Source organism: Bacteroidia bacterium (assembly GCA_033391075.1).
Taxonomy (GTDB): Bacteria; Bacteroidota; Bacteroidia; order J057; family J057; genus JAWPMV01.
The window spans coordinates 8,111,865-8,136,958 of the sequence record JAWPMV010000001.1 but is presented as its reverse complement, the minus strand read 5'-3'; the positions used below and the strand labels follow the sequence as shown (position 1 = coordinate 8,136,958).

Here is a 25,094-nt window from a genome sequence, read left to right as displayed (position 1 = left end):
CATGAAAGTATCTCCTTTCAAGTTTCTCAACTCATTTGCAAATACCCAAGCGGATAAGGACGCATACTTTGGCCGAGAAGTAGAGGTTTCCTTATTATATGATTTATTGACCAGAGGGGACCTGGTTGTCTTATATGGGCGATCAGGTACTGGGAAAACCAGTTTGGTACAATGTGGGTTGGCTAAACGCATTGTCAAACATATCTGGTATCCCTTGTTTATTCGAAGAGAAACCGATCTGAATCAATCCTTCAAGCAAGTGATTATTTCTCAACTAACTAAGACCAAAAAAACACCCAAATCGATCAAGGATGCTCTCTGGGCGCTCTTTGAAGAACAGCTCAAACCAATTCATTTGATTTTTGATCAGTTTGAAGAACTTTTTGTAGAGAATGTCAGGCAAGAAAAGGAGGCTACAGAATTTTTTACAATACTCCGGGAATTATTAGAATCAGAAACCCCTTGCAAATTCATCATCAGCATACGAGAAGAATACATTGCCCAATTGCTCCTGTATGAGCACCATATCCCTTCTCTCTTTGATGTGCGTATGCGACTGGCTCCCATTGAAGATGGAAATCTTCAGGAAATCATTATTCGATCAACAGATCATTTTGGCATTCGACTTGAAGGAGGCAAGACGACTGCCCGACAAATCATCGAAGCTATCACCCTGGACAGTGAGAATGCCCGCCTACCCTATTTGCAGATTTTCCTGGATAAACTATGGCAATTGGCCCATGAACAAAATTCCCAACCGACTTGTTTCACCCCTCAGCTTATTGAAGAGGCAGAGAATATAGAAAATGTGCTCACAGGATTTTTGGAGAAACAGTTGGAGGCCTTTACACGAGAAACCTTGTATGATATCAACATCGCTCTGGGTTTTCTAAAAGCCATGGTATCCAATCAGGGCACCAAACTTCCCGTCTTCCAAAAAGAGCTTATTAGGAAGCTAGAATCTCCGATCTATACACAAGGGACTATTCGGAAGTGTCTGGACTTTTTTGTGGAAAAACGGATCATTCGTCCCCTAGCTAACGAGCAATACGAACTCATTCATGACCGTTTGGCAGAGCGCATTCACATAAAGGAAATCGACTTCTTTTCCATCCCAAATCTTGATTCTTTCCCTGCTTTACCCAAAGACATTCTCACCAGAGAATATCCATTCACAGAAGAACTGGCCACTTTGTTTTTTGGGCGTGAGCAGGAAATTTTGGTCCTGTACAACAAAATTGTCTATCAACGTCAGCATCGTGTTACGGTTGTTTATGGCGGGGAAAAAATCGGAAAATCGGCACTCCTTCGGGCAGGCTTGATCCCAAGACTTCGATTGGAATGTGAAGTATACTATGCTGGAACATGGGAGGATATCAGACAATTGGATTGGTCTCTGTTTGAAATCAAAGACTCAAATTCAGAAGAACAGCAGATGCCCATTTTGATCCTGGATCACCTAGGAAAATTATTGGAAAAAGATTCGGTTTCAGCCACCAGGGACCTGTTTCAGCACATTAGTGCCCTTCAATCCAGGAACCCCCAGCTACGCGTTGTCTTTTGTCTGCGGGAATCCGCGCTGATCCGTCTCATCGATTACGAAACGCTATTCCCGGACCTGTTGAACAATCGGGTGTTGATTCAGCCGATTGATGATAGCAGGGTGCTCAGGATGATCCAACAAATCCACGAAAAACTTGGAGAGCCTATTGAAAATCCTGCTTTGATTTTTGACCAATTGGTCGGAAGAAAAGACGCTAAAAACCTGGATGATCTCTTATACCTGTGCCAAACACATGTCCGCTCCGTTAATGCACCTCCATCTGAAGCAGAAACCTCCGTAAGTCCGCTGGATGTTGAGCGAGTGGCAAGAGATTTAGAGAATCCTCTCATCGGTTACCTAAGCGAAGCTCTTGCCCCGTTTTCAAGCAAATTAACTGAGGCAATTCAAAACAGAAATGATTCCCTGAAGATCCGTGCCGCAGTGATTGACACCTTGCCTGTGGCAGGGCCGATCCGTGAGAATGTACGAAAACTTTTGGCTATGAAAGGGCAAAAGGGCGCTTCTATAGAGACGCTTCAACAAGGAGTGAAAATCTACCTTGTGATGTTCCGCTTGTTGAATTATCTCCTTATGGCACATTTATGGCAAACGTACCAGAAAGGCAGGAAAGTAGAAGTGCCTCTGGAGTTTCAGGCATCCTTGAAGTTGTTATTCAAACAGGACAAAAAGGGGAAAGATCAATTTGCCCTTCTGAAAACGATACTAGATCTATACTATTACAACCGGTTACCCTTTTTCTTTCCGGAGCTTCAGGGATTGCGGAAAAATATTCGCAATGGGGAGTCTTTAGAAACGGTTTGTCAATTCTTTCATTCGCTGGAATTGGACCTTCAACAGAAAATTTCGATTGATCCTGGAAAGAGAAGTCTTAAAGTCGAGCAGGCATTAAGCATCTTGCTGGAAACCTTTTCATTCCTTTCCCCAACGGAGCTGGTCTCAATCAAGTCCATCAGTGCTGAGAAAAACCAGGGACAAATTCATTTCCGACATACGCTGATCAAATTTGGCCGGACTTTTTTAGAAGATAAACATGAATCAGTGCTCCTAACTACTATTTTGCCCCCCAATTCCGTGCTCCTCTTTGCCGGTAAAGATCTAAACACCCCCTTTGTGAATTGCAGCCCATTTATTGTAGACATTCCCGTAAATTCCAACAATGCTACGTATGGAAGGCTTCTGTATTTATCCGATGAAACATCAGATGCATATATGTATTCTGCTGAGCGGGCCAATATGCCCCATGAAATAGCCTCCAAGGAGAAAAATTCAGAACTTTGGCAGGAATGCTGGAATCTGAAAACCCAATTACTGACCGAAGAATCACCATCTGTAAATGAACCTTAGTTATAAATCTCATGCAAAGCCCATTTAAATTTTTGGATTCATACAGCAAGGAAGACCAAGCAAATTTTTTTGGTCGAGCCAGAGAAGTAGAGCAATTAAATTTATTATTTCATACTTCCCGCTTGCTCCTGATTTATGGTGCTTCTGGCACGGGGAAAAGCAGCCTTGTACAGGCTGGATTATTGGCAGAATTGTCCTCTTCTGACTTTATTCCCATATTTATAAGAAGACAAGGTAATATAAATGCAAGCATTCATGAGGCACTTCGCAAGAGCCTCAATGCTACCGAAACAGAGGAAATTCCTTCTATGATCTCCCAATTGTATTTGGAACAGCTGTGTTCTACAGTCTTAATTGTGGATCAATTGGAAGAATTATGGATAATGGGGGATGAACAAGAAAAGGAATCTTTTTATCATCTTATACAGGAGCTTCAAGATCCTTCGATCCCCTGTTCTGTGATTCTAATAATACGAGAAGAATACATTGGGGCATTGGCGGAAATGGAAAGAATTCTTCCTAATGTTTTAACCAATCGAACTCGGATCGAACAGATGAATTATGCTAAGTTATCAGAGGTTATTCTGAAAACATGCACTCATTTTAATATGAATTTTGAAGATCCTGATAGAAGTATATCCATGATTCTTGAAAACTTAAGGGGCATAAATGGAAATATTTCACTTCATAATGTTCAAATTTACCTGGACCGTCTTTACAGAGAAGATTATGCAAGAACATATCCAGCTGCAAAAGAAATTGATCCACAAAAACCATTAGAAATCACTGTCGCCGAAATTCAAAAATTAGGTTCAATTGATAATTTTATTAAATACTTCCTTGAAGACCAAATGTATGACATTGAACGGGAATTGGGATCGACCATGGAGAAATCCCAATCACCATCTGTTCTATCCCTACTTTCTCAGTTTATCTCTAAAGATGGATTAAGACAAGAAGTTAGTGATGCCACAATCGATCTCGTTGTGAAGGCGGATGGCTATTCGAGAGAGATTGTGAATTTTATGCTCGATAGATTACACGAAGCATCAATACTCAGAAAATCCCAAAATGGTTGGGAACTTGCCCATGATTCCTTAGCAGGACAGATCTATCAAATGTTTTCACTGCAAGAAAGTCGATTACGAGTGTTCCATAATTTTGTAAAGAATAGTTTAGAAAGATATCATTTAACAGGTGCTTTTCTTAACCAAGGTGACCTGGATTATATTTTTCCTCATATTGAAGAACTCTCTCTTTCTTCTGAAGAAGAGGCATTCATCCAAAAAAGCAAGAATTCTATTTTTTCTACGCAAGAGGCAGAGATCCAAAGAATCAAAAAGGTCATGATCCAAAACAGGAAACGGAAATGGCTCTTTTGGGGAGTTAGTCTAATCCTTATGATATTCTCCATTCTTTCAATGACTTTATGGCAACAAGCCGAGAAATATCAAAGGATGGCCCAGGAACAAGTCGAACTCCAGTCCGACTCTCTCCAATCTCAACAAGCGATGATAGATTCTCTGCGAAACCTCTTGAAGTAGGCTCTTTTTACTTGTTTTATTGGGGTACCCAATACCTAGCCTGACAAAAACCCTATAGAGCTGCCTTGGACATCTAATTCCTGAATAGGGTGTAGCAAGAAAATTAGACTATCCAACAGAGAAGCCGAACGACCCAAGCAATCCAACTACACAAAAAAACACCAACTATTTTAAAATAGTTGGTGTTTTTTTTGAATATTCTGTGATCCCGCAGGAAAGAAACACCTATACATAAATTATTTATTTTGAGACACTTACAAATCAGTTAGTATTTTTCGACAAGTAACTAGACTATTTATGGTATTTAAAAATCAATTTCATTTTGCCAAATTTATATTGCAAAATTCCTTAAGTATCATTTTTGATATCAAAAAATTCTTCAATAGAACTTTAGTAAATTCCATTGTTTCTGAGATAAATAAGAAGTTCGTCAGTATCTTTAATTTCAATGGGTAAACCCTGTCGCGCTCTTTTAAGTAAAGCAGCTTTTCGTTTCTGTACAGTATTTTCACTTAGGTTCAATAATCTAGCTATTTCCCTGTTTTTTAAGTTATCATTGAGATAATCGAGGATATCCCAATCATAAGTATTAAATATATCAGAAAGGACCATTGAATAGTAGTCACTTGTCGCAGACTTACTGATGTTGGCTTCCCAATCATGCATTTGATTGTTATCCTTATCAAAGATGAATGGATGCAACTTATCATGCAATCCGCTTCCCATAAATCTCTTAATCTTGGTGAAAAAGTTAATCTGCCGGATCATGTTGCCAGACTCGTCCAACTGAAGGGGTTCACTTTGCTGCAAGTACCAGAAATAAGAGTTGTGCGTAGACTCGTAGACCGGTATTCCCAATTGATATTTATGGGAAAGAAAACCGACCTGCACTTCAGGGTCATTAAAGACTCTTTCATAGGTTTGCCACCCCAGCATAATATACCGAGCCTGGACACTTGGATGAATTAGTTCCAGCCATTCCTTGTAATGCCGGGGCCTGAAACCGAGTGCCTTTTCAATATTGTGAGGCGAGACGATTTCTCCAGTACGTAGATCATGGACATAGAAGAAGGATAAGGTTCCGGGCCTGTTTTTCAGGCTTTCAAGATAATCGAAACAAATATGGTCTCTTGGAAAAGTGGGAGGGCCCAATTGCTTTCGAAAATTCTCAGACCGATAGGCATGTTCGTAGATTAGCTTAGATGCTAATTTTTTGGATTTACGAATTTGTATTGATTCATTATACTCTTCATTTTGAGGTTGCTTTGCTGATGAAGAATATGACTTGATACCAGAATAATTAGTTTCAACTTCGGATGTATTAGAATTAGATATGAGAATTTCACCAATTGAATCTAAGTCGCTATTAAATGAAAGATAATTTTCATAAAGCTTTTTTTCAAGCTCAATAAGATCACTTTCCAAGAGCTGAAAATCTTTTTCACTTTTGGAATATTGATAATATATTTCCTCCACTGCTACTCTGAGTAAATTATTATTTTCAGTAACTTCTTCAATAGAAGTTGAATTTTCTTTAACTCTACCCATCCTTTCGGACAATAACCTAGCAATATGGAGATTGATATTTTTCATTTAATTGATCTATGATTCGGTTCTTAACGACTCCATTATTCTTTTGTATTTTTTAATCAAGCTATCGCGCACTTGCTTACGTTTTTTTCTTACATAATCATATGAGACTCCAATTAATCCTGATATCTTTTTGTCATTGAGATCTTCTCCCCCAAATTCCTTCAAAAGAATTATTTTTTCTACCTCGGTTAAATCTTCAACTAATTTCACTATTATTCGATATTTCTCCTCCTCTTCAGCTCTTAACTCCTTTTGTTCCATTTCATGAACCTGATCATTCCCGAATATCTCATCTATAATAGCTGAAGAATCTTCTATAATTTTACTTTGATTATCGCGAACATAATTCAGTGATTTATTTCTTGACACTTTAAAAATCCAGTTGGACAAATCAGTGAAACCAATCTCTGCCTCCCTATTCCGGGGAAATTTTTCCAAGACGGCATACATTACATCTGAGCTTAATTCCAGTGCTACATCTTCAATTATTTGATCAGGAACCCTTCCTCTCCTTAGGAAATATGAACAGACATAGAAGGTTGAAGGATGGAATCTATTTATCAGAAATTTAATCGCAAGACTACTTTTAAAATTTTCTTCATCAATTTCTTTAAATAATTGATGAAGAGAACAATTCTTTAAATAGTCTACGTAGCTCATCTTGAAATTTATTTCTAAAATATTTTCATTCTATAGTGTTCTGTTATGAATCCTCTTAAGGCCTTCTACTTATCAAATACCTGAATTATAAAATTGTCGCATATTAATTTATAATTGCGACAAAAAACCTTTCATAGTTATATATGATTTAGAAGACTGAAAAGAATTATCAAATTAAATTTAATATGGAATTCATAATCTTATTTGCACTGGTTTGTATTGCTAAATTATCTAGACCAGTTCTTGAATTTATTGTGCAGTTATTTCAAGGGATAAAATACTTCAAGGATGCTTTTGATCTAAAAGCGAAGAAGAAAGAATCTGAATCTACTCCAAACCTTTTAAGTATTCCTTTACCAGATCCAGATCAAACGACGAACTTTTCAATTACTTTAAAAATTGACTACGTGAACTCCCATAAAGATTAATAATTTATTTCCCAAAATACTCATACTATTCAGTAGCACCGATTAAAGGTCTGGCAATTATCAATTTCACTTGGAAATTTATTTAATACCCTTATCACTCCTTCCCTCTCAAAATCTCAATCGTCCGTTCCTTCTCCTCCAGTTGCTTTTCTTTCTCCATAATCTGCGCCTTATAAAACTCCACATCCTTCTTCAGCAACGCGATATCCATTTTCATCTGATTCATTTCCTCCAACAAAGAAGTATCAAATTCCACAGCTCCAATAGCACTTGCCTCTTTTGAGGGAGTTGAAGCAGATCCTTCTTCAAAGATCTCATATGCCTTTATCCCAGTAGCATTCATGAGGTTAACCAGGGACCTGGTCTGAATATTCTTTGAATTCAAAAGCGCGTTAAGCCCTTGCCGAGAAGTCCCCATTTTCTCTGCAACCTCTGATTGAGTTAATTTTTTTCCCCTCAATAATTCTTTGATTCTCAGGCCTATGTCAAAATTTGATTGTATCAATGTATTTTTATAATTGTATTTGTAAAATTATAACTTTACATTTATTGCTCTTATTAATTAAATAAAGCATTTACATCGTAAAATTAAAACTTGACAAAAAGATGGGAAGACTCACCAGAAATACAGAAAAACCCTATTTATTGAAAAAGAGGATTGATTCTATCTCAAATGAAGAAACCCGCAAAGCTGTACATAATAGTCTTAATGCCATCCTAGATACAAATAGAAAGCATGACATCCTGAGAGATCGTACAGATGATCTTACCTTGACAGAGGCCTTGCTTATCTCTGACATCCTCGGATGTACCCCCGCCCAGCTCGCAGACAATTCTTTTGACTTTAATGTTATTGAGCATGAAAAATCTCATTGAAATCAAGGGTATGCATGTTGAGGACTTTTTTGATGTCCAGCTTTACCTTGACCCCAGCCTTTCGCTCTTTGCTCAAATCACCTACCTGGAGATTATCAAGCAAGTCATCTGCAAACAGCAGATTAGCCTGACTAAAAAAGCCAAATCTGACTGTCTTAGCCAATTGCAAGTATCTGAAGATCGAAGCCAGGAAATCCTCGCGGGTTTTCATGCGTCAGATAATAGTCATACTCCCTATCCCTTTTCCCTAGACGACCTACCTTTTTAAGTTATGGATCATCCTGTTAGCAGCTACTGCCAGGAGCGCCTGTCCTTGCTCCAGATAAGCAATGAAGAAAATTGCCTCCTGATTACCGATGAGAATGGCAAAAGGGTTCCCTTTTTTATGTTCTCCCCTACCCCTTCTGATGATATCCGCATCAATTACCTAACCCCCAATGGACTTCCCCTTAGCTTCGAAAAAGGACGCTGGAGAAAAGAGACTCCTTATTATGTAACCCGCCTGAAGGAGCCTAGGGGAGATATGAAATATCAAAACCCAACCAATACACCCGTTCAGATATTTATCCCCCCTCAACTTATCAATAAAACGTCAATCGAGACCCTATATGTTATTGAAGGGCAATTTAAAGCTATGGCAGGAGCCAAAGCGGGCCTTGACATCGTAGGCATTTCTGGTATCTGGGGATTTAGGGAGAAAAAGATCATGCTTCATAGCAGCATCATGCAGCTGGTCAAAGAGCGAGACGTCCAAAAACTGGTACTTCTTTATGATGCCGATTGGAGAAAGAGCAGCTACGATCCTTTAGATCCGGACAAAGACCTGGCGAAAAGACTCTACTCCTTTCATGGAGCCGCCGATGCGTTTAAAAATTGTGTGCTCCCCTTAGGCCTTTCTGCTGGTTTGGCAGCGATCAAGGAAGACTTCAATGATATGGGCACTAAAGGATTGGATGATCTCTTGATTGAAGAAGATTATGATCCGGAAGTAGTTGAGGACCTTGAAAAGGGAAATCAGTTTTTTGATCTTTTTGACCTTTCCTCCTTCGACAAAAACTCCTTCAAAGCCCTCTTTTATCTGGATAGTGCAGATGCCTTTTATAAGCAATTTGAGTCCCATCTGGATGACAATGAGTTTTGCTACCGAGGAAGGATCTACAAATATGACCGTGAAAAAGGGAAACTCATCCAAACCAATGGCGAGATCAATCCGGATAAAGTACCCTATAGATGGATAGGCACTACCCTATATAAGATTCAAGAACAGCCCTGGCCGGGGGGATTAATCCGACAAAGACTTACGCCCTGGAGCATCGACATGGTAAAGCGGCAACATGGTCCCAAAATCATGTCCTCCATTCCCGTCTATGAAGGTTTTACCATTCTTCCGGATAACATCAAGTATCGAAGGGTGGTTGGCGGCTACTACAATAAGTATGAACCGGTAAGCCACCAGGCGGAAGAAGGAGAGACAAAAACTACCGAGAAATTTCTCAAACACATCTTTGGTAAGCAATATCAATTAGGACTGGATTACCTGCAGCTTTTGTATACCATGCCCATCGAGCGACTCCCCATTTTAGCCTTGATTTCTAAAGAGAGAAAAACAGGTAAGTCTACTTTTCTAAACTGGCTCAAGGCTGTCTATCCCTTGCAGATGGCCATATACAAAAATGAAGAGCTTAAGGCCAAGTTTAACAATGATTGGGCGGGCAAATTGGTGATCGCCGTAGATGAGGCAACCATGAGCCTGGATAAAGAGGCAACCGAATCATTTAAGTACTGGAACTTTGCCAAATCCATTTTCTCAGAAGCCAAAGGGAAAGATAGAATCGAAGTTCCCTTCTTCGCCAAATTCATCCTTACCTCCAATGATGAAACCAATTTCCTTTCTATAGATGATGCAGAGGATAGATTCTGGGTCATCAAGGTTCATAGCTTCAAAGGCAAAGAAAACACAGATCTCCTCGATGATATGATCAAAGAGATTCCGGCCTTTTTGCATATGCTCCTTCATAGAGAACTCAAGAGCAAAAAGAAAACCCGGATGTGGTTTACTCCAGCTCAAATTCAGACAGATGCTCTGATGCGTGTGAAAGAGAAAAGCAGAAGTACCGTAGAGAAAGAAATCCGCGAAATCATTCGAGATGCGTTCTTTGATTTCCTCCCAGAAATTCAAAAGACCTATAAGGAATCCTGTATTCGCTTTACCCGAGATGATATTCATCAAAAACTTCTGAGTCAAGGAACCAGAGCCTTTAAATCAGAGATCAGTGATATCCTGAAGGAAGGCTGGGGAATGCAAAACAACCTAAATAAACGATACAAGACTTATTCCTGGTCCATTATTCCGGAGGACAATGATAGTTTGGATGAAGTACTGATAAAACATAGAAAGGGTCGCTTTTTCACCTTCGAGGCCCAAAACTTCCTCTCAGAAGAGGAGCTCAACAATTTAATAAACAACAACCCATAAAAATTGCTCCTAGCTGTTGGAGCAGCATAGGAGCAGTGATTTAAAATCAATTAGTTATGTTAAAATTAGCATTTTTTTCGAAAAAATGGCTGCTGTACTTGCTCGCAGCATCCAGGATGATGCTCCTTCCCTCCTGCTTACTCCTACATGGAGGAAGCCTTCAAGCCTCTACCCTTGCAAGCACAGGTCCCAGAGCAGCTATCAATTTGAAGGTCATCATAGCCGGATTTCTCTTTTTATGGTGGATTTGGAACTGGGGAGTAAAAGGAAAAGGGACTCTAAGCATGAAAGATGGAGATCCAGTTATGAGTTCGCAGGTCGAGGCTTTCCCTACGGTGATGGAGATGGAAGTACATGCCTCCAATTTGTATCAAGCCAAAAGGCAGTTCTTTGAAAAATCAGGAGCCATTGAGATCGATAATCGAGGTTCAAAGAAAGTGATTCTCACCTATGTAAATGGCGAGAAGGAGCTTTATCAGATCAGGTATAGATCCGGGGGCTATTATTTTACTGAAATCGCTTAAAGGAAGGAGATATGTTTGACACAATCAAATGCTTAGTAGCTGGATTTACCCTCCAGCTATCAGCTTACCGAAAAGCCGAAAAAGTAGTCTGGATTCTCCTGGTAGTATTTCTGACTGGTTGGCTGACCACCGCCTTTGCTGCCTGGGTATCTCAACCCGCTTACCTGGCCATGACCAATTCCCTGCCCTATGCTTTTGAGCTCTCGATGTTCTTTACCATTGGCATTGCCTCTGTCCTCTATTTCATGCTTTCCTACCTGGCTGGCTTTTGCGTGGAAATATGGCTAAGCGTTCCTAAAGCAGACAGGGACTACCGCCCTGTAGGAGCTAAAATATTCCTGGGCTGTGCCCTACTCTTTTTAAGCGCTGATCTCTACATGAATTGGAAAGGAAGAGAGTATCGGGCTGATGAGAATGCAGGAGCAAAGCAGGTATTTAGCTATACAATGTCAGAATCCGATCAAGCAGATATCAAAAAGCACCATCATGCTTTATCAAAGCTCTTGGGAGGAAATTTGGGGGGCTATGGATGGAAAGACAAACAGGGGCTTTATCATCTGAATCAGTCGGGCAAGAAGTACCAGAGAGAATTATCCTCCAGCATCCGGAGGATTCAGCAATCAGACAGTACCAAGCAGGCCCAATTTATTTCTTCGATGAATGCCAATAATAAGCTGATTAATGATACCAAGCAGCGGATCAAAGATACCCTGGGAAATGCGGTAAAAGGGGTCTATGCCTTTATGCTCATGCTGTGTATTGCCCAGGCATTTTGTGTGGAAAATATTCAGCGGGAAGCTGCAGCTGTTTTTGCAAAATCTGGTGCAAGATTAAGTGTGAAATTGCCTATCAAATCCAAGCATGTAAAACGCAAAATGGCTGTAGCAGATCGTGCAATATCACCTACTGTCAAAAGTGATAAAAATACCCGGCATTTTGGACAGTCCAAGCATCCTGAATTTAGCAGTAAAATTCAGCCGCCACTTCCCAGGGGCATTGACAAAAAGAAGTACAAAAAACTTGTCAAATATTATCACAGAATTCCTGCAAAAGCTGATGGCAGTCCAAATAAGTCTGCCCTGTCAAATAAAACGGGAATTGCCCGAACGACCATTGGGAAATACATCCACATTGCCCTTGAGCGAGCTGACATAAAAGAGGCTTAATATGAAAGATATATTTCTCGTCATTTTAACACTCATATACCTCTTCGGATGGGTCATGATGATACTTGCCTACAGGAATGCTCCTTTAAAAGAAGATGATCAAAAGGAAGAGAAAGATGCGAATAAGGCTAAGCCTGGATCCGGAGTGAATAAACAGGCTTAAGACCTGAAGTAGATGATGCGTATGTATCCCCCGGCACCGGAGCTGGGGGATTTTTTTATGTAAAAAACAAATTGCACTATTTTTACTTGTAGGACGTTTTTAACACAACTTTTGACGAAAGCCTCCTCAAGTTCGATTAGCTCATCCTTATCAATTGAAACAAAAAAAATGAAAATTTGGGCAAAAATTAAAAACCTTGATCAAAAGTTTGCGTGGTCATTTTTGGGCTTTTTGCTAGGATTTATAGGAATAGTTTTTTCGGTTTATACAATTTATTTCTACGAAGAAAATCCGATCCTCCAATTTGAAATATTGACCAATACAAATGTTTTAGATGTAAAGGAAGACATTGGTAAATTGGACATCCTATTTGATAGCGTAAGCATTAAAAAGGAGCAGAAAAACTTAAGGATAATTACCATAAAAATTTCAAATATTGGCAATGAGAATCTTACACTAAACCTTTATGATAAGAAGGATCCATTAGGCTTTAAAATCGAAAATGGAGAAGTATTGCAAAAACCAGTATTGCTTGAAGCAAGCAACGATTATCTGAAAAGAAACCTGAAAATTACAAGAATAGAATCCAGTGAGTATAGATTTTCATCAGTAATTCTAGATAAAAGCCAATATTTTTCATTAAAAATTCTTTGTCTTGTAAACGAAAACGTAGTCCCAAATGTGATTCCAATTGGCTATATCTCAGGAAATGGAGTACCTGGAATAAAAATAAATTTTAAAGAGTCTGACAAATCAAAAATTGGCTTTTTTAAGGAATTATTTTATGGAAATATTTTTATTCACTTCCTAAGGTTCATTATTTACTGGTTAATCATAATTGCAATTACGATACTAACTATTGTTACTTATGACTCAATTAGAATTAAATTTAGGAGAAGGAAGAGGAAAAGATTAATTAATAAATTTAAAGAACATCATAAGTTAAATATTGAGAAATTCCCCTTAAAAATCCTGGAATACTATGAGACATATGGAGAGAAAAGTCTTTTCAGGATTAAAAAGGTGATCTCAAAGGTTGAAACCTTAAAAATATATATTGAATACATAGGATTATTAGACCATCTTGATCAATTTGAAGAAGAAAACCTCGATGAGGAAGATTTTAATCAACTTGAAGAAGACTCATTTAAGGAAAAAAATGTCTTTAATGAAATTGAACCTTTAATAAGGCTATTGGTTGAAGATAAAATTTTAATAGTTAATACAGATTCAATTTCTATTACTATTAGAGATGGCTTTGAAGATTCTATTGACCAATTTATTTACTTTATTCAAGTTCAATAATGCACTGTATAAAAATCAAATTTATTCTCATAACTCCTCCTCCTCAACTAGTGAATTTTTGTTAAGACGAAAGAAAACCAGCCCAAACAACAAGGCTGGCCTGAGATCTCAAACGAGATCTTGCTCATTAGTCTTTGATGAGTTTAGATCACTTTGGCCCTTACTATCCTTTTCGGAAACTGAATAGAGAAAGAACTTCCTTCTCCAATAAAACAGGCTTTGCCCGAACGACCATAGGCAAATATATCAGCATTACCCTTGAACGTGCTGACATAAAAGAGGCTTAATATGAAGGATGTATTTCTCGTCATACTAATACTAATATACCTGTGCGGATGGATCATGATGATCCTTGCTTATAGAAATGCTCCTTTAATCAAAAGTGATCATGAGGGAGACAAAGATGCGAATAAGGCTAAGCCTGGATCCGGAGTGAATAAACAGGCTTAAGACCTGAAGTAAATGATGTGTATGAATCCCCCGGTGCCGGAGCTGGGGGATTTTTTGTTGGGATTATCTATCGAAAATATGATATTGCCCTTAGAGAAAATATATGTCCATAAAATTATAACTACGCACTTAGGCGATATTAATCCTAGTTTCGGGTTATTAGGTAAAATCATTCTAGAGGGTAATCAAGGGCAGATTAAAAGTGTATAAACGAAGTTACCTCGTTTAAACTAATGTTGTATGAAATAAATTGAAATGAAAGCACCAGAAGAATTGTTAAGTTCCATTTTAAAGAATGAAGAAAAAAGAATATTCAATTCTTCACCTTATGAAGACTATATCTTTCCAATTGTAGAAATAATTAGATCATTAGACTACAATACATTTGTATTAAGCCATAAAATTGACAATAAAAAAGACAAACAACTACTGAGAAAGTATAAAATTGGGTGGACATTACCATTTAAACTCTTTTATGAAAAATTAGATCTTCAAGAGAGAATCCCACTATTCGGTTTTGGGACCGAAGAACGCAAATGGATCGACTCTATAATTCAGTATTCTGAGACCCTTCAAGACGTTGAACGCTTCCTACAATTTCAAAAAGCAGACTTAGTTAGTCTATCGACAACAAAGGAAAATGATTTTACATTTAAATTTAAGCTCGAAAATGGCGAATATGACCATTTCGACATATTAAGTTTAAATTTTTACCATAAATTCATCGACGAAATCATAGCTAAGAAATATCGCAAGATATTGAATAAAATACCTGAGGTTAGGAAGAAACTAAAAACGATAGTATCTACTTACCATGAAAAGTTTATTCAGTATAAAGCAACAGAAGAAATAGATTTATTTTATCGGAAATTAGGTTATTGTTATTTAATGACAACTCAGGTCATCGATGATTTTTCAGAAACAGATTCATTTGGTGGGATACTTTATAAAGATTTCCTAGATATAGTAGAAATGATAATTAAAGCTGCAATAATGCATAGAGATTGCTGCATGGCTTTAAGCGAAAAAACAAACTACAAGATTAACTTAAAAGACATTCTCTCCTATCATTTTGATTTTGATATTTTTTTAAAAAATTGTAGCAATCATTTTGAATGGAATATAGAAAAAACAGAAGAGATATTATCATGCTTCATGATAACTAAAGATAATTACAATTATCACTTAAATCATCCTGGAGCTCCAATTTCTCCATATATAAAAATAGGACAAAATACCATTATTAGGTCAACATTTGGGGCGATGGATAAACCCGTATTTTTCTTAAATAGAGAATTAAAGAGAAAATATAGAAGCGACTATGATAAAAACGTAAATGGTAGGGAAAAAAGATTCCGCGATCAAGTTTATTCCTTGTTCAAGGAGACTAGATTGCTTGTGGCAGACGGTAATCCCATTATCAAAGAAAACGGGAAGTTTCTGACAGATATTGATGCAGCTCTGTATGATCCATCTAGAAAAGTTCTGGGTTTGTTCCAATTAAAGTGGCAAGATCCATTTGGATATAGCATGAAAGAAAGGTTCAGTAAAATCACTAACTTAATTCCTAAATCTGTTGAATGGATTGATAAAATCGAAGCATGGGTCCAGACTAATTCTCCAAAAAATATTCTTAATACCTGTGGTTTTGATTTTGATAAAATAGAAGATGTACATCTATTCATAATAGCAAGGCATCATATAAATTTTTCGAATCAAAAGTTAGATGAGCGTGCCATCTGGGCTTCTTGGTATCAAATGTTTGAAGCTTCTGCAAAAGTTAAAGACCCCACTTCATCAAATCCTATTGGAGAGTTAGCTGCAAAACTACTATTCTTTTCACCTCAAAAACGAATTGAAAGAAATGAGCAGGTAGAAATTCAGGAAAGTGAGTTGAAATTTTCCAAATATAATATCCGGATAAAGAAAAATTGAAATCATACAACAAAACCTAAAACTCCATACTCCGCTGCCGCTGCGTACAGGAGTTTAGCTAATCGTTACTTGCAATTACAAAAAATCTATTGAAGAATTATGCCTTTACATAGTTTAACCGAAGATGAGTTAAGATCAATAACTAGACGCAAGATTGAATCACTTGAAAGATGGTTTAGGCGACTAATCGACACGCGGTTCTCTTCCACTTATGGGCAAGACTATTTTAATGCAACGAATCCGGACGGTAGTAATATTATTAACAATCAAATAAAAAGAAGAGCAGAGGAACTACATTCTCGTGAACCTGGAAGATGCCCAAGATTAATTGATGCTTTATTTTTAGATGACCTAATGACAATAATATGTCATCCAAACTATTGGCCCACTCAATTTCGAGAACCTATGATATTAGCGTTTCCAAACGGGGCGGATACAGCTCGGATCTTTATTCAAAAAATCATTGATGTCAGAAATCCATTGTCTCATGCAAATCATATCTCTGTTCGTCAAGCAGAACAGGCAATTTGTTATTCAAATGATATAATAGATTCAATTAAAAATTGGCACCAAAACAACCATCAAATGAGCGATTACAATGCACCATATTTTATAAGACTATTTGATTCATTAGGAAATGAACAACATTTCACAGAACCGACTGGAGGTGGAAGTATTCAAGGAAGCACAAGTACTAAACTTTATGTGGGAGAAACGTTGACAATAAATGCCGAAGTTGACCCTAGTTTTGAACCAGATTCATATGCAATTATATGGAGTGGAAATGGAATTTCTGGTACAGGTAATCAATTAGTTCTTGAGCTTGAAAATAGACATGTAGGAAGGTATTTAGTTATTCGAGTTCTATTAAGGTCAAATAAAGATTGGCACAGATATAATCATAATTCAAGTGATAGTTATTGTGCGATTAGCTACGAAGTTCTTCCAAATGAATCATAAATTGAAAAATAAAAACTGCAAGTAACATGGTGTAAAATGATCATACTGGCTATGTGTCAGTACGCCATTTACACGAAACGTTATTAAGTCAAATATCATAATTACCGGTAGTGTTTCACCAAGTGTGTCATCGATTAATTGGCTAAACATTTTTTCCGGGAAAAGGCCTTCAAAAAGACCAGGTCTTTTCCTGGGGAAAATGAGCGTGAGGGTCATAAGTCAAGTTTGAGCCTATCGCCAAAGATAATGGATAATTTAGACAAGGTCTGGTTCCAGTTGTGGACAGGCCTTGTCCATTTTTTGGTAACATCATTTTGTACCAGGTAGAGTAATTTCATCAAGCCCTCATCAGAGGTAAAGGCCCCTTTGGTTTTGGTAACCTTCCTTAGCTGACGATTAAATCCTTCGACGATATTTGTGGTATAAATAATCCTACGGATCTCATAGGTATACTGGAAATATTTGCTCAAATGTTCCCAGTTCCTTCGCCAGGAATCGATGATGGCTGGATACTTCTTTCCCCAGTTGGCTTCCAGCATATCGAGGTTGCGCTCAGCCAGATCTAGATTGGAAGCCTGATAGACCGTTTTTAACTCCTTGATAAAGGCTCGGGTATCATTCCAGGCCAAGTACTTCTTCGAGTTACGGATCTGGTGGACGATACACAGTTGAACCTCGGTCTTAGGGAAGATACTTTCGATGGCCTGGGTAAAGCCCGAGAGATTGTCTATGCAAGCAATGAAGATGTCCTCAACGCCTCTGTTTTGTAGGTCTGTGAGCACCTGGAGCCAGAATTTTGAGCTTTCTCCGCCTACTTCTCCCAGATAAAGACCCATAACTTCTTTGTAGCCCTCCTGAGTCAAGCCCAGCACACAATATACCGCCTTGGTTACCACTCGCCCCTCAACACGCACTTTGTAATGGATCGCATCCATCCAAACGATTGGATAAACCGCTTCCAAAGCCCGACCTTTCCATTCCTGCAAAAGCGGCAATACTTTGTCTGTAATCCGGCTAATCGCTGCGGTCGATACTTCCAGGCCATACATCTCTTCGAGATAATCACGGATATTGCCATAGCTTGAACCTCGTGCATAAAGGGCCAGAATCTGACGGTCTATATCTTCTCCCAGGGTTCTTTTGCGCTTGGGAAGTAGTTTGGGAGAGAAGCTCCCATCTCGATCTCTGGGCGGAGAGATTTCAACTTCCCCTAAGGAAGTCTTTACTCGCTTTTTTCCCCGGCCATTTTTTCGATTGCCTTTAGGACCTTCATCTAGATGAGTTTCCAACTCTCCCACTAGACTCTCTTCTAAAAAGTCTTTCAGTAAGGAAGTCAAGGCTCCCTCTTTGCCTAGAAGGCTACCTCCGGATTGTAATTTCTCCCGGGCTTCCTCTTTAAATTTTTCGTAATCAAATTTCTCTTTTGCCATTGTATGTCAAGTTAAGTAGTTTCTAACTTTGACACACTTTGGGAAACAGTCTCTAATTACCCCCGTTTTCCCTATAAATATTCCCCAAAAAGAAGACCAGCCCAAACAACAAGGCTGGCCTGAGATCTTAAATGAGATCTTGCTCATTAGTCTTTGATGAGTTTAGATCACTTTGGCCCTCACAATCCTTTGGGGAAATTGAATAGAGAAAGAACTTCCTTCTCCAATAAAACAGGCTTTGCCCGAACGACCATAGGCAAATATATCAGCATTACCCTTGAACGTGCTGACATAAAAGAGGCTTAATATGGAGGATATACTTCTCGTCATATTTACACTCATATACCTATGCGGTTGGGTCATGACGGTGCTTACCTATAGAAATACTTCCTTAGTTTAAGATGATGACTAGGAAGTCAAAGAAGCAAATAAGAATAAGTCTAGATCCGGAGTGAATAAACAGGCTTAAGGTCTTAAATAGAATATATGTACTTGGAACAGACGCCAATACTAGGAGAGGGATCTGATGCTGAGAAACCACTTAAACCATAAACTTTCAAATTTTCTATATTGGATTGTTCACCATTTGGCTAAGCGGAATTTTGAGTTATACCAATGAAACATAATAATTTGTTTTATTGGTTTGAAAACGAAATAACTTCTCTTAGCCGAATGGTGAACATTAATATTCTTTTCTATCTTATGTGCGGCATTTCGAATAATAGTAAGATTATTTGTCTTCTCCATGAAATTACTTAAACTTTAAAATGAGTACAGAATCAAAATTTAAAGTATCTCAAATTATTGATGATACGATCGAAGATTTAGTAATATTCATCAAAATCTATTTTCGAACAATATTTTTGTTCATGTTTAAACAAGATCTTTTTATTGAAAAAATAGAAAGTAAAAATTCATTGTCCAAACCTTACGTATTCCTAACTGTCTCAACCTTACTAGGAATAAATGCAATAGGTTATTTTCCCTATTTACTAAATTCTGCCCCATTTGGACTTTCCGATTATTCAGGATTATTTAATAAGCTCCCCAACCTTACAAATTTATCAGTTGCCGAGGTAGTTTTTATAACACTACCTATGGTTTTATTAGTAATTGCATTCAACAGCTTTTTCTATAAAAACCAATCGAATAAGTTTCGTCTAGGTGTTTATTTCATAGCGGGATTTCAATTCTTCATTGCTTTCACTTGGCTATTAATTCAAATAATACTTTCATTTCCGTATAAATCAATTTTGGCTGAAAAGGGATTTGATATTATAAGGGCTGAATTTAATAGCTTTAGTGATCTCCCTGGACCAATGGTTATCCTTATGATAATTTCTAGTATAATAGATTTATTCATGCTATATATTTGTATAGTAATTCCAGGTAAAGTTATTGGGAAATTATTTCAAACCCCTACAAAATCTAAACCTGTTTTCATTGATAGAATTCTGCAAAAATTGCCAATATTAAATCAAAGAAATTCAATTAGACTTGAATCGTTAGTAAGTAGAGGAAATAGATTTTTAAACTCAATATTGATTATTCTTACTATTTGTATATTCATCCCGACTCTTTCAGGTTTTGGTTTTTCTGTATTCAAAAAAAGTAAACAAATTGACAGTATTTCCATAGAAGACATTTTAATTTATGAGAGATTATCCGAATCTCAGTGGGGAGTTCTCGGATACGAACTAAGCAAGAATACTGATTCTGTAACCTTTAATATTTTCACTAATTTTAAATTACCGGAAGACCAAATTTTCAACAAGATTGTTTCCTATAATCTTAGTAACGATGACGAATTGATAAGATATTTCCTAAACAACTTGTATCTGAATAATTCAGGAGTAATAAAAATTAAATCTATTACCTTTGGTAAGAATTCATTACGAGATCAAACCGATTTACCAATTCTAGCTATTAACAATCAACTTCAACCTTCCATGATAAAATTTAAAAATAATGAAGTTGATCAGCTTAGAATTACAACTAAGCTCACCAAGATTCAAACGAATTACATATTAGATAATATTAACTGTTATGATGATGGGTCTGCTATTTTCGATTTGAGTATTAAACTTAATATTATGCAACTCCTTAAATTTAATACTTTTGAAAATGGGGAAGGCCTTCCGACTTCAATACTTTTGGAAGATGACCTTATAGATATTCATTAGATTATCTACCTTCTATGTAGGTCTCTGCTCGGGTATGCCTAAATACTCCAAGTTGGATCGTATAGCTTCTGATTATCAAATTTTAAGATAGGTCTCAACAGACAATTAATCAAATAACCAATATTTAGAACACATGCTGGGGCTCATTTAAAAAGTAACATCCGTTAATAAAAGCTCTGGACCTCAAAGCCAAGAAAAGTCGATATTCACAATATTATTTGTCTTTGAAATAGGAAATGATCCAAGGAATGGAAATGTGGTTTCCTAATGAATACTTTCTATCTGAAGAGAAAGGAAGAAGATCAACTGGGACAATAGTTCATAAATGAAATAACTTTATTTACACTATCATTTCCTGAACGTAACCTAAAAATTACACATTCAGAAATAGCTAAAGATTCTATAAAAATGGAGATTGGGCCTTATTCTCCAAAAAGAAGACCAGCCCAAACAACAAGGCTGGCCCGAGATCTCAAACGAGATCTTGCTCATTAGTCTTTGATGAGTTTAGAGCACTTTAGCCCTTACTATCCTTTTGGGAAATTGAATAGAGAAAGAGCTTCCCTTTCCCTCACTGGATTCAAGAGATACAAATCCTCCGTGCAATTCTATATGCTTTTTTACCATGGATAAACCCAGCCCACTACCTGGTACATCTAAGTGGAAGCGTTCAAAGGGCTCAAATACTTTTCTGTGCAGATGCTTAGGAATTCCCAAGCCATTGTCATGAACGAGCACAAAAGCATTACCCTGCTTTGTATAGGATTCAATGATCACCTGCAAGCTCCATTTTGAGTTTCTGTATTTGATGGAATTCAATACCAGGTTGTAGAATACCTGGTACATTCGCGCAGAGCTTCCATAGATGGAAGGCAAGTCCTGACTAATTTCCATCTCTCCACCTGCTTGCTCAAATAGCTCCGAGAGATCTTCTTTAACCCGCATCAGAATTGATTCCAAATCTACCCAGCTATTCTCCGCTTCATCCATAGAATCTCTGGAATAAGCGAGAATGTCCCCCAGGAGCTTATCCATATTTACTACTGTACTTTCGATGAGTTTGAAATTATCATTGACTCTATCGTAAGCCCCTTCATTTATTCTCCTTCTGACGATTCCAATATGCGTAGAGATGATACCGAGTGGACTCCTGAGATCATGGGCAGCAATATGGCCAAACTGTTCCAGGCGATCGTTTAGCTCCTCGGTAACCAGGCGCTCTTTAAACAAAGAATACTCCTGGGAATGCTGATTGCTTACAAGGGCAAATGAAACACCTACCACTACATAAAGATTGGCCATGAGCACCCATTCCAAAGATTGCATGCTCACATAGAGGCCGATACTGGAGATCGCAAGGGGAAGGGCTATGATCCAAAGAATCGAGCGATCATAGGAGATCAAAATGGAAATGTAGATGGCAATGGAATAGCCTACGATGGTCCCGTATTTCAGGACAAAATCATCCTGATGCTCGCTAAACACGATATAGGCTAGGCCGGCCATCATAATATTGCCCCCCAACAACCAGGATTGCTGTAAAAACATGAGGACTTTGCCACTGGCTTTGATAGAATAAGCCAGAATCGACCCGAGCAAAGGAATAAGCGCCAGAGACCTGAAATAAATACTATCAAGCCCCAGAGAGACATAATCAATGATCGTAAACAGACTTACTACCCCAAATACGACGATGGGAACGATGATCCCTCTATCCGCTACTTTCTCAAGCAGATATTCCTGGTATTTGGGCTTTGATAGGGATTCTAACTTACTCATTTCTACATTCGTTTAACTGGCCTTTTTCAATACATGCTTTATCGATATCGCAGCAGGTCCCTCATTCTTTTCAAATGCATCCAGAATCTTTTTTATGAGTCGAAATTGAGTCCGGGGAGGATTTTTGATATCGGCATACAAGAAGTATTTCTCAGACTTGGCACCTGTATTAAATCTCAGTTCCGGAAGAATTGCTTTGCAGCCAAACAGGCGCGTATAATACTTGGCATGAGCCTTAGTCGTATTGAAAAAGCAGTAATCAATTTCATAATAAGCGTTTAGGGCCCATATGTATCCGAGCATATGCGCCACTAGTCGTGGATTAAACGTATTGCTGGTATGGATAAACCTCCCAGCCTCAGAAAATCGCTTTCCTGAAAACTTGATGCCTTCCAGGAAGTATTCGAGTTTCAAGAGGTTTCTGTCCTCGAGGAATGCCGAGCTTGGCAGGCTCCGCTCATCAAATTCGATCTGTTCTCGGCGTCTTGCATCTTTCAGGGATCTTTCTCTCTCAAGAAATATGCTCAGGCTCTTGGGTTGAGTTAACCTGCTGCAGCCTACTAAACGATCATTCTGAAAGGTTCCGATATGCAAAGAGATGGGATCAAATAAATCCATCTCCAATCTTGCCTCATTCGCGGCTTGAGAAAGGAGGGCTTTGTTGTACATTTTTGCAGTTTGAAACCTCATTTGAAAGTATGATGTAAGTTGTTCCTGGGGGAGCGGTTTGATAACATAGGCTCCTACCATATCCCCGGAATCATTTTGAAGGTTCTTGCCTGATACTTCAGATACTCTTCTCCAAAATGTGCTGTCAGCGCCTTTTCCTCTGCTGCTATTCTCCTCTGATAAGCGAACCACAAACCAAAGAAGAAGATCAAAAATCCTGCGATCGAATTGAGAACTATAGCCATTCCCAGAAAGTATCCCCAGGCCCCTGTATAGGAGGGATGCCTCAGGATCGAATAGGGCCCTTTCTGTATCAGCCTTTGGTCCTCTTCAATGCTGACTGTAGCAGTAAAGCTTTTCCCGAGTATTTGGATGACATAGATCCGGAAAGATAAGCTGAGCAGAATAAGGATCATTCCGATTAGCTGCAGCTTGGTAAATCCTCCAAATTGCCGGAGCATCGACCATTCAAGAACTGAGCTTAAAATGCCTATGCTAGCAAATCCAAATATCCAATAAGTAGTTCCTCTATCGCTGGATTTCTTCTCTTCCATCTCAGCTAGACTCAGCCTGGGCTGAGTGATTAGCAGTACTACTGTAGCAACCATTGTATATCGTCAAAGGAAAGTGGAACAGAAGAAGGATATTTAAGGTGTGAATTCCATCTAGGTTAAAGATAAACAATTAAGTTGAAGCAGCTGCTTTTGACTGCTCGTATAAAGAACGTCTGAGTTTAACGGTTTTCGATTTGAGCTTCTGTCTTCGCCTGAGGATTTTCTCTCCCCTTTGAAAGTAAACATCAGCTGGCGTGAGGTTTTTGAGCGACTCATGATATCTGTGGTAATTGTAATAATCTACAAATTGGCGGATATTTTCCTCTAGCTGGTCAGGGAAGAAGTAATTTTCCAGTTTGATGACATTTTTGATCGACCTGTGATATCGTTCAATTTTACCCTGAGTTTGGGGATGATTGGGCCTGCCGCGGATATGGGCTAAGCCTCTTTCTTGTAGGAATTCTTTGAACTGACCCGAGATATAGCTGGAGCCGTTATCAGAAAGCAACTTCGGAGCCTCTTCTTTACTTAGATCCGTAAAATCAAGCGCCAGTTTTATGGTCTGTTCCGCATCTTCTGTTCTCATCGTAGGAGAAAGATTCCATGAGAGGATAAATCTGGAATAATCGTCCATGACGGTTGAGAGATAATACCAGCCCCAACCGAATACCTTGAAATAAGAAAAATCGGTTTGCCACATTTGATTGATTTGAGTGGTTTTATCCTTGAATTCTTTATCAGCTTTTATCAGAATAAAGGCAGGAGAAGTAATCAATCCTCTAGCTTTCAAAATCCTGTAAACACTCGATTCTGAGATAAACCAGCCTTTGTTGTCCTGGACATGAAAAGCAATTTCTCTGGGAGAAAGCTCAGGTTTATCCAAAGCCAGCTCAACTACTTCTGCTCTTTGAGTATCTGGAATGCGGTTCCAAAATCCCCGCTGTCTGCCCTTCTTGGGAGCCAGACCTTCATAGCCTTTATCCAGATATCTATTGTACCAATTGTAAAAAGTGCTGGGATGGATATCGAGTTCTTTGAGTGTCTTTCGAACACTCATACCGGACTGCTCTACCAGCTGAATCAGCTCGTATTTTTCTACTTGAGAATAACGCATATATCTGCCGGTAGTTATTCCAATCCCTTCAAGCTTTTTTTCAAGAGTCGATTCTTAAGCATCACTTCGGCTAAAGCTTCCTTGAGCTGAGCATTCTCTTCTTTAAGTGAATCAACTTCTGAGCTAGTGGCTTCTCGTTTGAGATCGCCTGTCAATCGCTTCTTTCCTGCTTCAAGAAACTCTTTGCTCCAGCGGTAATACATATTGGGATGGATCTTTTCCTTGCGACAGATCTCGGCTATACTTTCTTCCCCTCGAACTCCTTCCAGGACAATCCGGATTTTTTCCTCTGCGCTAAACTTGCGGCGAGTACGACGCTTGATCTCTGAAATACGGGAGGATACTTTGGATTTTTTAGGCTTTGCCATAAGACTTTT

General features: G+C 38.3%; 21 protein-coding genes and 1 pseudogene. 14 read left to right on the top strand and 8 right to left on the bottom strand.

From position 1 onward, the window contains the following. Position 1 precedes the first annotated feature (1 nt). The gene (locus tag R8P61_32335) at positions 2–2,908 is read left to right on the top strand and encodes an ATP-binding protein (protein ID MDW3651812.1); all 2,907 of its coding nucleotides are present in this window, start codon (positions 2–4) and stop codon (positions 2,906–2,908) included. A gap of 11 nt (positions 2,909–2,919) precedes the next feature. Next, a complete protein-coding gene (locus tag R8P61_32330; protein MDW3651811.1) occupies positions 2,920–4,452 on the top strand; it encodes an ATP-binding protein in 1,533 nt (510 codons plus the stop codon). A 390-nt stretch (positions 4,453–4,842) separates the two neighbouring features. On the opposite strand, the gene R8P61_32325 is transcribed toward R8P61_32330, so the two are convergent. The 3 genes from R8P61_32325 to R8P61_32315 form a co-directional block, all read right to left on the bottom strand. Then, positions 4,843–6,045 carry a hypothetical protein gene (locus tag R8P61_32325; GenBank protein ID MDW3651810.1) on the bottom strand — a complete coding sequence of 401 codons (1,203 nt, stop codon included), beginning with the start codon at positions 6,043–6,045 and terminating at the stop codon, positions 4,843–4,845. 9 nt (positions 6,046–6,054) lie between these two features. Then, on the bottom strand, positions 6,055–6,705 hold the full coding sequence (locus R8P61_32320) for a sigma-70 family RNA polymerase sigma factor (GenBank protein ID MDW3651809.1): 651 nt from the start codon (positions 6,703–6,705) through the stop codon (positions 6,055–6,057). A 522-nt stretch (positions 6,706–7,227) separates the two neighbouring features. Further along, positions 7,228–7,593, bottom strand: a complete 366-nt coding sequence (locus R8P61_32315) for a helix-turn-helix domain-containing protein (GenBank protein MDW3651808.1) — start codon at positions 7,591–7,593, stop codon at positions 7,228–7,230. Positions 7,594–7,739: 146 nt separating this feature from the next. On the opposite strand from R8P61_32315, the gene R8P61_32310 reads away from it, so the two are divergent. The 10 genes from R8P61_32310 (at position 7,740) to R8P61_32265 (ending at position 16,988) form a co-directional block, all read left to right on the top strand. Next, positions 7,740–8,009 (top strand): hypothetical protein, encoded by a 270-nt coding sequence (locus R8P61_32310; GenBank protein ID MDW3651807.1) that lies wholly within the window; start codon positions 7,740–7,742, stop codon positions 8,007–8,009. Continuing rightward, positions 7,993–8,277, top strand: a complete 285-nt coding sequence (locus tag R8P61_32305) for a hypothetical protein (protein MDW3651806.1) — start codon at positions 7,993–7,995, stop codon at positions 8,275–8,277. The genes R8P61_32310 and R8P61_32305 overlap by 17 nt, the downstream gene beginning before the upstream one ends. A 3-nt stretch (positions 8,278–8,280) precedes the next feature. Beyond that, on the top strand, positions 8,281–10,485 hold the full coding sequence (locus R8P61_32300; protein ID MDW3651805.1) for a DUF5906 domain-containing protein: 2,205 nt from the start codon (positions 8,281–8,283) through the stop codon (positions 10,483–10,485). Positions 10,486–10,541: 56 nt separating this feature from the next. Then, positions 10,542–11,009, top strand: coding sequence for a hypothetical protein (locus tag R8P61_32295; protein MDW3651804.1), 468 nt, complete (start codon positions 10,542–10,544; stop codon positions 11,007–11,009). Positions 11,010–11,020: 11 nt separating this feature from the next. Continuing rightward, positions 11,021–12,175 carry a hypothetical protein gene (locus R8P61_32290; protein ID MDW3651803.1) on the top strand — a complete coding sequence of 385 codons (1,155 nt, stop codon included), beginning with the start codon at positions 11,021–11,023 and terminating at the stop codon, positions 12,173–12,175. 1 nt (position 12,176) lies between these two features. Further along, entirely contained in the window at positions 12,177–12,338 is a 162-nt protein-coding gene (locus R8P61_32285) for a hypothetical protein (protein MDW3651802.1), read from the top strand. A gap of 168 nt (positions 12,339–12,506) precedes the next feature. Then, positions 12,507–13,643 carry a hypothetical protein gene (locus R8P61_32280; GenBank protein MDW3651801.1) on the top strand — a complete coding sequence of 379 codons (1,137 nt, stop codon included), beginning with the start codon at positions 12,507–12,509 and terminating at the stop codon, positions 13,641–13,643. A gap of 137 nt (positions 13,644–13,780) precedes the next feature. After that, positions 13,781–13,930, top strand: coding sequence for a hypothetical protein (locus tag R8P61_32275; GenBank protein MDW3651800.1), 150 nt, complete (start codon positions 13,781–13,783; stop codon positions 13,928–13,930). A gap of 418 nt (positions 13,931–14,348) precedes the next feature. Next, positions 14,349–16,028: a hypothetical protein gene (locus tag R8P61_32270; GenBank protein ID MDW3651799.1), complete on the top strand. Its 1,680-nt coding sequence runs from the start codon at positions 14,349–14,351 to the stop codon at positions 16,026–16,028. Positions 16,029–16,127: 99 nt separating this feature from the next. Beyond that, entirely contained in the window at positions 16,128–16,988 is an 861-nt protein-coding gene (locus R8P61_32265; GenBank protein ID MDW3651798.1) for a hypothetical protein, read from the top strand. 212 nt (positions 16,989–17,200) lie between these two features. Here R8P61_32265 and R8P61_32260 read toward each other — a convergent pair whose 3' ends face one another. Beyond that, entirely contained in the window at positions 17,201–18,418 is a 1,218-nt protein-coding gene (locus tag R8P61_32260; protein MDW3651797.1) for an IS256 family transposase, read from the bottom strand. Positions 18,419–18,574: 156 nt separating this feature from the next. On the opposite strand from R8P61_32260, the gene R8P61_32255 reads away from it, so the two are divergent. Continuing rightward, positions 18,575–18,724 (top strand): hypothetical protein, encoded by a 150-nt coding sequence (locus tag R8P61_32255; protein MDW3651796.1) that lies wholly within the window; start codon positions 18,575–18,577, stop codon positions 18,722–18,724. Between the two features lie 461 nt (positions 18,725–19,185). Then, on the top strand, positions 19,186–20,601 hold the full coding sequence (locus R8P61_32250; GenBank protein ID MDW3651795.1) for a hypothetical protein: 1,416 nt from the start codon (positions 19,186–19,188) through the stop codon (positions 20,599–20,601). A gap of 507 nt (positions 20,602–21,108) precedes the next feature. On the opposite strand, the gene R8P61_32245 is transcribed toward R8P61_32250, so the two are convergent. From R8P61_32245 to R8P61_32230, 4 genes and pseudogenes are all read right to left on the bottom strand, one after another. Beyond that, positions 21,109–22,380: a HAMP domain-containing sensor histidine kinase gene (locus tag R8P61_32245; protein MDW3651794.1), complete on the bottom strand. Its 1,272-nt coding sequence runs from the start codon at positions 22,378–22,380 to the stop codon at positions 21,109–21,111. A gap of 12 nt (positions 22,381–22,392) precedes the next feature. Beyond that, positions 22,393–23,049, bottom strand: a complete 657-nt coding sequence (locus R8P61_32240) for a hypothetical protein (GenBank protein ID MDW3651793.1) — start codon at positions 23,047–23,049, stop codon at positions 22,393–22,395. Positions 23,050–23,123: 74 nt separating this feature from the next. Continuing rightward, positions 23,124–23,657, bottom strand: a complete 534-nt coding sequence (locus R8P61_32235; protein MDW3651792.1) for an isoprenylcysteine carboxylmethyltransferase family protein — start codon at positions 23,655–23,657, stop codon at positions 23,124–23,126. A 76-nt stretch (positions 23,658–23,733) separates the two neighbouring features. After that, a pseudogene (locus R8P61_32230) lies at positions 23,734–25,085 on the bottom strand (IS3 family transposase). Between the last annotated feature and the right edge of the window lie 9 nt (positions 25,086–25,094).